The 12,135-nt window shown below is 52.5% G+C and carries 10 protein-coding genes and 1 tRNA gene; 6 read left to right on the plus strand and 5 right to left on the minus strand.

Features of this window, described 5'->3' with window-relative positions; translation table 11 throughout:
• The first annotated feature begins 124 nt into the window (after nt 1-124).
• Nucleotides 125-201 (plus strand) — tRNA-Ile (locus Q4526_RS06295).
• Nucleotides 202-454: 253 nt separating this feature from the next.
• Here the strand turns inward: Q4526_RS06295 and Q4526_RS06300 are convergent.
• Nucleotides 455-793, minus strand: a complete 339-nt coding sequence (locus Q4526_RS06300) for a hypothetical protein (RefSeq protein WP_215976080.1) — start codon at nt 791-793, stop codon at nt 455-457.
• 5 nt (nt 794-798) lie between these two features.
• Complete coding sequence (locus Q4526_RS06305) at nt 799-1,572, minus strand: hypothetical protein (protein ID WP_215976081.1); 774 nt, start codon at nt 1,570-1,572, stop codon at nt 799-801.
• 427 nt (nt 1,573-1,999) lie between these two features.
• On the opposite strand from Q4526_RS06305, the gene Q4526_RS06310 reads away from it, so the two are divergent.
• Complete coding sequence (locus Q4526_RS06310; protein ID WP_215976082.1) at nt 2,000-2,812, plus strand: DUF6694 family lipoprotein; 813 nt, start codon at nt 2,000-2,002, stop codon at nt 2,810-2,812.
• 528 nt (nt 2,813-3,340) lie between these two features.
• Here the strand turns inward: Q4526_RS06310 and Q4526_RS06315 are convergent.
• Entirely contained in the window at nt 3,341-4,009 is a 669-nt protein-coding gene (locus tag Q4526_RS06315) for an OsmC family protein (RefSeq protein ID WP_303609559.1), read from the minus strand.
• Nucleotides 3,987-4,547 carry an alpha/beta fold hydrolase gene (locus Q4526_RS06320; protein WP_303609560.1) on the minus strand — a complete coding sequence of 187 codons (561 nt, stop codon included), beginning with the start codon at nt 4,545-4,547 and terminating at the stop codon, nt 3,987-3,989. The genes Q4526_RS06315 and Q4526_RS06320 overlap by 23 nt, the downstream gene beginning before the upstream one ends.
• Before the next feature lie 240 nt (nt 4,548-4,787).
• On the opposite strand from Q4526_RS06320, the gene Q4526_RS06325 reads away from it, so the two are divergent.
• The 4 genes from Q4526_RS06325 (at nt 4,788) to Q4526_RS06340 (ending at nt 10,662) form a co-directional block, all read left to right on the plus strand.
• Nucleotides 4,788-5,162 (plus strand): hypothetical protein, encoded by a 375-nt coding sequence (locus Q4526_RS06325; RefSeq protein ID WP_215975367.1) that lies wholly within the window; start codon nt 4,788-4,790, stop codon nt 5,160-5,162.
• Nucleotides 5,163-5,286: 124 nt separating this feature from the next.
• The gene (locus Q4526_RS06330; protein ID WP_215976083.1) at nt 5,287-6,558 is read left to right on the plus strand and encodes a TolC family protein; all 1,272 of its coding nucleotides are present in this window, start codon (nt 5,287-5,289) and stop codon (nt 6,556-6,558) included.
• 47 nt (nt 6,559-6,605) lie between these two features.
• Nucleotides 6,606-7,529, plus strand: a complete 924-nt coding sequence (locus Q4526_RS06335; protein WP_215976084.1) for an efflux RND transporter periplasmic adaptor subunit — start codon at nt 6,606-6,608, stop codon at nt 7,527-7,529.
• 10 nt (nt 7,530-7,539) lie between these two features.
• Entirely contained in the window at nt 7,540-10,662 is a 3,123-nt protein-coding gene (locus Q4526_RS06340; protein ID WP_215976085.1) for an efflux RND transporter permease subunit, read from the plus strand.
• A 37-nt stretch (nt 10,663-10,699) separates the two neighbouring features.
• Here the strand turns inward: Q4526_RS06340 and Q4526_RS06345 are convergent, their stop codons facing one another.
• Entirely contained in the window at nt 10,700-12,118 is a 1,419-nt protein-coding gene (locus Q4526_RS06345; RefSeq protein ID WP_215976086.1) for an alpha/beta fold hydrolase, read from the minus strand.
• Nucleotides 12,119-12,135: the final 17 nt, after the last annotated feature.

Genomic DNA, 12,135 nt, shown 5'->3' on the forward strand with positions numbered 1-12,135 from the left:
GCAGAACGCAGAACGCAGAAAAGTTTGTTGCTGCTCCCTGCAAGAAACAAGAATTATTACTGAACGCAGTAGATTTTGTTCCCTGACAAGGCAACGTAGCTCAGAGGACAAAAGACAAGTTTAAGGGCCTTTAGCTCAGTTGGTTAGAGCATCCGACTCATAATCGGCAGGTCCCCAGTTCAAGTCTGGGAAGGCCCACCATCCAATAAAAAAGCCCCTGCCAATTTATTTTGGCAGGGGCTTTTTTATTGGATGGTTGTTTTCTAGAATTTGTTCGCTCTGGCCAGTTCACTAATTGCGCAAGCAATTCGCAGCGAGGCGAAGCCGACGCCCGCAGGGTCAAAAAGACTCTAGTCTTTTTGATTCACTCTGGGGAATCCTTCGCAACCACTTCCAAAACCTACATTCACCACATCCAAGTAGCCGGATTAAACCGCGCGCCCACCCCGTTTTATCATTCCTCCGGCATATTGATATTAATATCAGTGGCGCCGCATACACTGAGCAGCTGTTTGATACGGGGCAGGCAGTGGTGGGCGTCAAAGTTACCGTCCAGGGCACATTCAAACTGGTTGCCATTGGCGTTAAAGCCTTCAAACCAGACTCGGCCCAGGTTTTCTTCGCAGTCGTCCATTAGCTGTTCAATTTCCTGCTCTGCCGCCTCGCCAAAGCGCTCAAACTGCTCCTCCAGCCAGGCGCCCTGCTTGCCCTCGCACAAACCAGCTAGCATTTTATGCCAGGCTTCACGGTCTTGCTCTGGGCTCTTAAAGCAGATGGTATTAAAAATACTCATAGCGGCTATTCTCCGTGCTTTTTCTTTAGCGCTTGCCACATACGTTTCACTTTGGTGTCGCCTTCGATGCCGTCAAAAACTTCTCGCAATTCATCGAGAAAGCCTTGGCGTACTGCCTTTTTCTCGTCCGTTAAGGGGTACTCGGGTTGATAGTCCAAAACAGAATTCATTTGTCGAGTCATCAGTTTCTCTTTACGGGAATTGCCGCTCTTACCATCAAAGTCCTGTTCGTCCATTTGCGATAGCAGATCAAAATAGTAGCTTTTTCTTGGCATATAGGAGCTAGGCAAATTATCACTCTTCCCGGAAATCCACCTGGATAAACTAGGGCCAAACATTAGGCCAAATACTCTGCACGCATCCACTTCGAATTGCGCGTATTCTTTATTTTTCCCGATCGGCACTCTGGATTTGAAGTTTCGTTTAAAAGTGCTACCCAGAAAGTAGTCCCACTGTGCCAGCTCTTCTTCTGGGGTGTAACCAAAACGAATCAAGTCTCCTTCAATTGTCCAATATAGCTTATGCTCAATTACAAATGGGGACTCGATTATGTGCTCCAACACAAAATCCCATCCCTCTTCTGACTTGAGTGGAAAGTAAGTAAACAAGGAGCTATCACTTAGCACATTGCGCGACAGTATTTCTCCGGTCATAAAGTAGTGTTCTATTTCCTTTAAATCTTTTTTTCTGACTTCGCCCTTAATTGCTTCCCGCACCACGGCCCACTGCTCAGTGCGACGGGCTATCCACTCTGGGTCTTTAGTAATCGATAAGTCCACAATTCCCTCCATTTATTGCCTTTGTAATCCTTCGCCCCTTTTATCACTGAGGACGTCATCAATGCTTATTTGTACCAGATTTTCAAAGATCATCGCAGTGCGTTTTATTCTACCTATTATGTTCAGACAAATCACAGCCATAAGACTGCATCAGCCAGTGGTACGAAATGAAGCTTTGTTTGTGAGCTCTGCAAACGGATCTGTGTGGAACTCCAGCTCTTATCGAGAAGCTCAGCAGGTGTGGGGTGGATTTTGATACCGGCGAGGTCACGCACGAGGCTGAGGACGCAAAGCTGCCCGTTCGGTGGGTGCGCGAGAATGCGCCCTAAGGCTTCGGCTACCGGCCTTACGGCAATGCATATTACGGGGAGTTCAGAGTGTGATGAGCTCCTTGGTCACAGTGGATGAAACGTTGAGGGAATGGTGTATGAGCTATGTGAAGGTGTTTGGGCTGTGTGTTGGAATGATTGTGCTCGCCGGGTGCAGCGAACCGACGATAGACGCCTCCTCGGAGAAGGCGATGAAAGCCTCGGTCACCGAGGTTAGGGACTCGCTGCCAGAGGGCGAGCGCGATAAGTTCGAAAAGGCTGTGCAGGTGCTGGCAATGAGTCACATCAACATGGAAGACGTGCTCTCAGGCGGCAGCGATGGCCTCGGGACCATGCAGAGGCGGTTTTACCAGTCGATTGATGGCAAGACTGCCGCCGAGGTGTTCGCCGAGGCTGATATAATTATCGCCGAGCGAAAGGAGCGAGAGCGCCAGCAGGCGCTAGAGGAGATACGCGAGCTGGAGCAAAAGCGCGTTGACTCGGGCAGTGCCCGCGAGAAACTCAAGCAGTTCGAGGTGATGCGGTCCCGATTCTATCTGAAGGATCGAGATTTCACTCGTGATGCACCGGTCATTGAGCTGACCGTGAAAAACGGTACCGATCAGGCCATATCGAGAGCGTACTTCGAGGGTACCATTGCCAGTCCGGATCGCAGCGTGCCCTGGCTCAAAGACACGTTCAATTACGATATTTCAGGCGGTTTGGAGCCGGGCGAGGAAGTAACCTGGACTCTTGCGCCCAACCCCTATTTGGACTGGGGCAAGGTTGATGCTCCCGCCGATGCGGTATTCACGGTGACCGTCGAGCGGCTCGATGGCGCCGATGGTGAGCCGCTCTATTCGGGCCAATTGTTCGATGAGGACGACCAGAAGAGGTTGGATGAGCTTAAGGCGCAGTACAGCGCCGAGTAACGAAGCCGGGCGCCAGAGGTGCCTCAGGCCGGGGCCGGATAGTCTTCGGTCCTAGTCGCTCAGTCGTAGCTTGGTGCGCTCTGACTATAGGCGCCGTGCTTGAATTCAACTTAGAAGCTCCCAAATGGATTGGCGATAAGGGAGCAAGTAAGAAAAATAATTAAAAGTTTATACGATACGAGCTAAAAGTGGCCAAACTATGATCCCCCGCACACAATTTATTTTGGCAGGGGCTTTTTTATTGGATGGCTGTTTTCTAGAACCTGTTCGCTCTGGCCAGTTCACTGATTGCGCAAGCAATTTGCAACGAGGCGAAGCCGACGCCCGCAGGGTCAAAAAGACCCTAGTCTTTTTGATTCACTCTGGGAAGGCCCACCATATAAAGGCCGCTATCTTCTCAGGTAGCGGCCTTTTTTATTGGCCTTTAGCTCAGTTGATTAGAGTATCCGACTCAGCTTTTATAGAATTCGGGGCAGGTCGACAGTTCAAGGTTATCCGGTCTAAACCATATAAAAAACCACTATAAACTTACAGCTCGTCTGTCTGATCGGACGCAACATAAGGGCTGCTGGTTTGGATATGAAACTCCCCCATCAGAGATTGATGCACAGGGCACCGATTAGCGACCTCCAATAAACGCCGGTGTTGCTCGTCGCTTAATGTACCGACATAACTTATTTTTCTCTCAATCACACTGTCTATGCCTGACCCGCCTTCTTTATTGGTTTTAAGTCGGCGGTGGGTTAAACGTACTTCGAGCTGTTCTATCGCCAGCTTTTTGTGATTAGCATACATACGCACGGTCATGGAGGTGCAAGCCCCCAATGACATAAGCAGTAATTCATAGGGACTGGGACCTAAATTACTGCCGCCTTTATCTTCCGGCTCATCGGCTTGCCATTGGTGATCGGCACTGTACAGCCCACGCAAAAACTGCGTATTTTTTTCGGTAACCAATACCTCCGCAGGTTCCACACTGGGGCGGTCCTGACTTTGCACTGGGGGCGGATCTAGTTTTAAGTAACGACTGGCCCACGTCGTCAGTGTTAGCGCAACATAATCGGCATCTTTCTGCCGACTGAGTAAGTGGTCGGCATCATCCAGTGACACGTAACTTTTGGGATGCTTTGCGGCTTTAAAAATTTTCGTCGCCTCGGTTACATCCACCACAAGATCAACCGGCGAATGGAAAATCAACAGCGGCTCCTAAATCCTCCAACAACTCCGCACCCAACTCAAAGGTTCGACCGGCAATCGTAACCGGAGCACGGCCGGTTTGACGGATATCACATGCTTGATCCGCAAATAAATGCTCAACATGGGACGGAGATGCCGGCGCAGCGATGGTAACCACCGCTTGCACCGAGTCGAGCCGGCGTGCCACCGCCAAAACAGCGGCACCACCTAAGCTGTGGCCAATGAGTAATGAAGGGGCCTGGTACTGCCGGGCTAAAAATAGCGATGCCGCTTCCAGATCTGTCACATTACTGGAAAAGGTAGTGTTGGCGAAATCACCTTCGCTGCTGCCCAGACCGGTAAAATCGAACCTCAACACAGCAATCCCTTGATTGGCTAGAGTGCGAGCAATACGAGTGGCAGCTACCACGTCTTTACCACAGGTAAAACAATGAGCAAATAACGCATATGCTTTCGGTGTGCCGTTATCTGGCAACTCTAAGGCACCTGCCAAGGTGTGCCCCTCGGTACTGGTAAACTCAACCTTGTGACGCGACATAATGCCTCCGTATAGCCAATAAATGTAAGATCCAACCGTTAACCCTGTAAAACACGGCATGCTGTCTTCGGCCCAGCAGGGAAAGATCCATACGTTAACCCCATCAGAACATTAGAGCGAAATTTAGGCAAGCTCACCCCGTTAAGCGTGGCGATAAACGTGAGGCAAAACAAAGCACCCTTTGAACTTTTTTGTTATGGTAGGCGCCTACTAACGGACTGACATGACAAAATTGCACCGATGATGCTTAAAAAGATTGTGATTTACCTAGCGCTGATGGTGGTTGCTCTGCAATCAGGCATGACGCTGGGCGATATTCACCACTGGCATCAATCGGGTAATGGGCACTGGGTGTTTGACGCTTCACATCAGCCCGCCGATACTCACCCCTCAACCTTTACCGATTCAAACAACAGCGATACCGTCGTTATTGATAGCAACTCGCACGAGCTGGATTGTCAAAATTGCTGTCAGTGCCACGGCCATTTTTGCTCGGCCTTGCTGCTATCGGCGCAGCATCTACTGCCCAGTAAAGCCATCAGCCCACCCACTGAGTACACCGTTGGCACCCGTCCCGAGCCGCTCGAATCCTTTTTACGCCCTCCCAAAGCCTGAGCCCTTAACTTCTGATACCACTTGGTAGCGGGCGTTAATACGCCGCCACAGCCTGTTGGCTTTTTGCCGGCTGACGACGGCCTTGCCCGCACCAGCGAATGCAGCTTGAACTTAGGACTTACTCATGGAGTTGAACACCATAACGCGCCGCTGTCGGCGCTTGCTGGGGCTTATGCTACTCGGCACCAGCATCCACTCGCTGGGGGCACCGGCAACACCGGCTAATACGCTAACCCTGCAGGATGCTTTAACCCGCACGCTGACTCACAATCCGGCGCTATATCAATACCGTTTTCACAAGGCCGCACTCCTTGCCAGTAAACAAAATGACGCACTTAGCCCGGCGTTAGCGGTTGAGCTAAACGTTGAAAATATCGCGGGGACAGGTGCCAAACAAGGCGTGCAAGAAGCCGAGACAACCTTGGCGCTGTCGTCGATGATTGAATTAGGAGGCAAACAGCAAGCGCGGCTTACCTATGCCGATGCTCGCATCCGTCATGCGCAGTATCAGCACCAGGCCACCAGCTTAGATGTATTGGCACAGTTAACCACCCACTATATTGAAAGCCTTGCCACCCAGGCCAATAGGGAGCTGGCCCAGCGCTCGCTGGATTTTACCCACTCTCTGCTCGACACCATGTCGGTGCGGGCTCAACGCGGCGCCACCCCCGAGGCCGAAGTACTGCGCGCCAAAGCCGCCGTGGCTCGCGCCGATATGCAATTAACGGCGCTGCAACGCAAATTTGAGCGGCAAAAAATTCAGCTCGCTCGCTACTGGGGTGAAACTCAAACGCCTTTTCAGCGTTTAGATGGCAGCTTATTTGAGTTTGGCGCCAGCGAGCCCTTTGCCGAGCTGTATCAGCGCGCCCAACGCTCACCCGCCCTGCAGGTCTTCGCCAGCGAAAAGCGCCTTCAGGAGGCGCAGTTATCGCTGGCACACGCCGACCAACGCAGCGACTTAACCTGGCGGCTTGGGGTAAAACATTTTGCCGCAACAGATGACGCCGCTTTAACCGCCGGAGTTTCAATGCCGCTGTTTGCCAACCAGCGCGGTAGCACACAGGTAAAAGCGGCCCAGGCGAAACGCGATGCAATCGATTATGCCGAAACAGACCAGCGATTACGCCTACACGCACAGCTATTTAATGCCTATTCGCTGCGCCAACAAGGTATCGACAATGCGACGAAAATGGCCGAGGTCGTGATTCCAGCGCTAGAGCAAGCGCTCGAACTCACCCAAACCGCTTACGACAATGGCCGCTACCAATACCAGGACTTAATGGCCGCGCGCGAAGAGTTGTTAGCGGCGCGGCAGGCGCGTATTGACGCCGCCACCACCGCGCTCGTCAGCCAAGCACTGATAGAACAACTAACCGGCGCGCCTTTTACCCAATAATCAAAATATTTTTAGTTTGTTAACCAGCAAACTCGGGACTTAACCTTATGAAGATTTCAACCATCGCACTGCTGTCACTCGCAAGCTTGGTGTTTAACGCCTCGACACTCGCCTCGGACGAACACGGCCACGATGATCACGGCCACAGCGACGATCACCACACTGAAGAAAACCACAGCCGTATTCAGCCGGAGATGGCTCACCAGCTGGGCATTGAAACCACTACAGCCGGCCCACAAGAACTGCGCCAAACCATCACCACATACGGCGCCGTCGCCACCGATCCCGCACAATTGAGCCATGTGCGCGCCCGCTTTACCGGCACGTTAAAAGCCGTACGCGCCACCACCGGTGACCGGGTAAAAGCCGGTGACACACTGGCCGTGGTGGAGTCGGACGAAAGCTTTAAGGCTTATACGCTGCACGCCCCTATTGCCGGACAAATTATTCAGCGCCACGCCAATATCGGCGAAAGCACGCGTGATCAGGTTTTATTTACCATCGTTAATACCGATAAGCTCTGGGCCGAGCTGCGTGTGTATCCGCAACAACAAAACATCGTGGCCGAGGGGCAAACCGTTTTTATTGACACCGTGCACACCCAGCTAAGGGGGCTTATTCAACATATGATTCCCGCTATTGATGGCCCCTACCAACTGGCCCGGGTTGAGCTCGACAACACCGACGGACATTTAACACCGGGGTTAATGCTGCAGGCACACATACAAGTGGGGCACTTTACCGCGCCCGTGGCGGTGGCCAAACAAGCCGTGCAAAAATTGGGGGACAGACGCGGTGTTTTTATACAGCACGAGCATACGTACACCTTTACGCCACTAAAGCTGGGCGCCAGTGATAACAATTTTTACCAAGTGCTGGCCGGATTAGCACCGGGCGCGGAGTACGTCAGCGAAAACAGTTATTTAATTAAAGCGGACATCGAAAAGTCTGCCGCTGAACACAAACACTAAGGGGCGCTAGATGATTTATTCAATATTGCGTCTGGCCATCGACAAGCGCTGGGCCTTTTTATGCATGGCGCTGGTGATTATTGCCGTTGGCGTCTGGAGCTATAAACAATTACCGATTGATGCGGTGCCGGACATCACCAATGTGCAGGTGCAAATCAATACCGAGGCGCCGGGCTACTCCCCCCTTGAGGCTGAGCAACGTATTACCTACCCGGTAGAAAATGCACTGGCGGGGTTGCCCAGCCTTTCTTACACACGGTCTTTATCACGCTATGGTTTGTCGCAAGTGACGGTTGTGTTTAACGAGGGCACGGATATTTATTTCGCCCGCAACCTCATTAACGCGCGCTTAGGGGCGATTAAAAGTGCACTGCCGTTGGGGCTCGAACCCAAAATGGGACCCATAGCCTCAGGTCTGGGCGAGATTGTGTTATACACGGTACAGGCCAGCGCCGAGGCGCGCACCGCTCAAGGTGAGCCCTATAGCGCCACCGACCTGCGCGAAATACAAGACTGGATTATCAAGCCCCAGCTCGCGCAAGTGCCCGGTGTTATCGAGGTCAACAGTATTGGCGGCTACCATAAGCAATACCATGTACTGCCCGACCCAACTCAACTGCTGCATCACAAAATTAGCTTGCGTGATATTCACCACGCACTACAGGCCAACAACGACAATCGCGGCGCCGGCTATATTGAGCGCAACGGTCAACAGCTATTGGTTCGCTCGCCCGGCCAGTTGGCAACTATCGATGATATCGGCAATGTCATTATTGCCGAGCGCGATTCAACACCGATAAAAATTAGTGATGTCGCCGAGGTGGCCATCGGCAAAGAACTGCGCACCGGGGCCGCCACACGCAATGGTCAAGAAACCGTATTAGCCAATGTGATGATGCTCATCGGTGAAAACTCGCAAGCGGTGGCACAAAACGTAACCGCCAAACTTGACGACATTCAAGCCTCCCTCCCCCCTGGGGTTGTGGCAGACATTGTGTACAACCGCACCACCCTAGTCGATAAAGCCATTGCCACCGTGGCTAAAAACCTTATGGAAGGCGCCCTGCTGGTTATCGCCGTACTGTTTATTTTGCTGGGCAACTTTCGCGCGGCATTAATCACCGCTCTGGTGATTCCGCTCAGTATGTTAATGACCATTACCGGTATGGTAAAAACTGGCGTTTCCGCCAACCTAATGAGTCTGGGTGCGCTTGATTTTGGTTTGATTGTCGATGGCGCGGTGATTATTGTTGAGAACTGTGTGCGCCGCCTGGCTATCGCCCAACGCGAGAGCGGCCCACAAGCCTTGCGTGAGCGATTAAACACGGTGTTTACAGCCACCGCCGAGGTGATACGGCCCAGCCTATTTGGTGTTGCCATTATCACCATTGTTTACATTCCCATATTCAGCCTCACCGGTGTGGAAGGCAAAATGTTTCACCCCATGGCGGCGACCGTGGTGATGGCACTGCTAAGCGCCATGGTGTTATCACTCACCTTAGTGCCCGCAGCGGTGGCTGTGTTGATGAACGGTGAAATTCAAGATCGTGAAAACTGGTTAATGCGCCGCTCAAAATCACTCTACTACCCACTGCTCACGCTGGCGCTCAAGTGTCGCTGGGCAGTGGTGGGTTTTGCCTCACTGTTAGTGGTTGTGTGTCTGTGGCTGGCCACCACTTTGGGTTCAGAATTTGTCCCCCAACTGGATGAAGGTGATGTTGCCCTGCACGCCATGCGCATTCCGGGCACAGGGCTTGAGCAGTCGGTCAGTATGCAAAAAACCTTAGAAAAACATATTCGACAATTCCCCGAGGTGGATAAGGTCTTCTCTCGCATTGGCACTGCGGAGGTGGCCACCGACCCCATGCCGCCTAATGTATCGGATAATTTTATTACCTTCTTGCCGCGCCATGCTTGGCCCAATCCGAATAAAAGTAAAGCGACGTTACTGGCCGACATTGAAACCAGCTTAAAAACTTTGCCGGGTAACAACTATGAATTTACCCAGCCGATTGAAATGCGCTTTAACGAACTTATCTCCGGCGTGCGGGCCGATTTAGGCATCAAGCTATTTGGTGACAACTTAGATCAGCTGGTGCTTACGGCCAACGAGATACTCAGTATTGTTAATAGCGTTGAGGGGGCGGCCGATACCAAAGTGGAGCAAGTCACGGGCTTGCCCACCCTGTCGGTAATACCTAAGCGCGAGGCACTGGGCCGCTACGGATTAAACGTCGCCGACTTACAAGCTTGGGTTGCCACAGCCATCGGCGGTGAATCCGCCGGCATTATTTATCAGGGCGACCGGCGCTTTGAATTAGTAGTGCGCCTGCCGGAAACATTGCGCCGCGATATCGAGGGTTTAGCGTTTCTACCCATACCGCTTAGTGACGGTGATTATGTGCCACTGCAAGAGGTGGCCGAGCTGAACATCGCCCCGGCACCGGCGCAAATTAGCCGGGAAAATGGCAAGCGCCGTATTGTTATTACCAGCAATGTACGCGACCGCGATTTGGGCAGCTTTGTCAGCGAAGTGCAAAACCGCATTGCTCAGCAGGCGGATATTCCACCCGGCTATTGGCTCGATTACAGCGGCACCTTCAAACAATTGCAATCGGCCAGCCAGCGTTTATCCATCGTAGTGCCGCTCACTTTGTTACTTATTTTAGGCATGCTAATGATGGCGTTTTCATCCTTAAAAGAAGCGTTGATCATTTTTACCGGTGTGCCCTTAGCGCTTACCGGCGGTGTTCTCTTGCTGTACGCGCGGGGTATGCCGCTGTCTATTTCGGCAGGGGTTGGGTTTATTGCGCTGTCCGGTGTGGCCGTGCTCAATGGTTTGGTGATGCTCGCGTTTATTCGCGACCTATGGCAACAAACCGGAGACTTAACGCAATCGATCATCGACGGTGCCATGACCCGCCTTCGCCCGGTACTGATGACCGCACTGGTAGCAAGTTTGGGGTTTATCCCCATGGCGCTCAACACCGGCACCGGCGCGGAAGTGCAGCGGCCCCTGGCCACGGTAGTCATTGGCGGTATTCTCTCATCCACCCTGCTTACACTGCTGGTACTGCCAGTGTTATACCAGTGGGTGCACCAGCGCGCCGATAAAGCTCCTGTGAAAAAGTGATAGCGATGCAGGCCCCGAACGGAGCCTGCTACAGTAATTATTGCGCGGGGGCGCCTAAGGTAAATACGCCGTGTAGGTTTTTCTGATAATCAGGCGTTTGCATTTGGCTGACGGAAAAAACAAATTCAGACGCTTGGTATGCCCGTACGGCTTCGGACTCGCCCTCGATTAATACGCCGGCCAAATCCAATTGGCTGGCGTTAACCGACACGGCAATATCACCTTGAATATGCGCGTTGGTCAGCTCTATTTCAGCATTGTCGGCCTGTAGCCCAATAGCACTACTGCCTAGATTTACGTTGCGCCCCACCAGCTTGCTGTTGTTAACTTGAAGCGAATTGGCGGTAACGTCTTGCAAAAAAACATTCTGACAATCATTAATCTCAATCGCTTGATAATGCCCCGACAACTGCACCCCACTCTGCCCCGAGCATTGATAATCCCCGTGGTTTTCCTCACTCCCTGCCGACGAGCTAACCGATGTTTTGCTCTGTAAAAAGTTCGTAATCGGCGGGCCGACTAAATCTGGATAGAGTATGGGCATATGCCCCATGCCGGGGAATATTTCCAGCTCGGCATCGGGGATTTGTCCGGCCAAAAGGTAGCCGGTTCGCAGCGGGGCCACCGGATCTTGCTCGCCCCATAGCACCAGGGTGGGCACATCGAGTGTGGTTAAATCGCCGCTGTAGTCTTCGCCGACTAAGGCGAAAGCTGCGTTCATATTGGGTTGGCCTTTTAAGGTGGTGCCCCAAGCCGTATCGCTTTTACTGAGCAGCGCGGTGGGGTCTGGCAGTGCATCCCAGCGCAGTATCGAACCGCCAATTTCGCGCACCAGCCCGCTAATACCGCCCTGCACTTCTTTCGGCAACGCATTAAAATAAGACAACATACCCGCCTCTAGCGGCAGAGCGGTTGAATGACCGGCAAAGGTGCTGCGCTCTAAAATACCGGCGGCACTGATTAACACTAAGCGCTCCACCGAGGTCGGGTAGCGTGTCGCCAAACGCAAAGCCACGGCACCGCCCATGCTGTGGCCCACCAAATGAAACTGCTTGATACCAGCCTGGTGCAACACACTGTGCACGGCGGCGGCGTAGTTACTGGGCGAGTATTTGCCCGTGGGCACCTCTGAGCGGCCAAACCCCGGGAGATCAAAAGCCACAACCCGATACTCTTGAGCCAAAAGCGGCATCACCTTGCGCCAATCACGCCAGCCGTTTTGTCCCAAACCGTGAATTAACACAATCGTTTCACTGTTCTTTCGCCCGGCCTCTACCCAAAACATTTTACTGCCGAATACGGGCTCCGTTTCATAACCGGTGCGCCACCCTTGCGGCAAATTTTCTTCAATAGTGGCCTGTTCCGTCTCGGCCCAAACCAAAGGCGAGAAAGCCACGCCTAAACATACCAAGCACGGCAGAAAAAAAGTGCGAATACATACATTAAAGATTTTCATAGTGAACATCTTGCCAA

The sequence above is a fragment of the Gilvimarinus sp. 2_MG-2023 genome (genome assembly GCF_030547685.1).
In the GTDB taxonomy this organism is placed as follows: domain Bacteria; phylum Pseudomonadota; class Gammaproteobacteria; order Pseudomonadales; family Cellvibrionaceae; genus Gilvimarinus.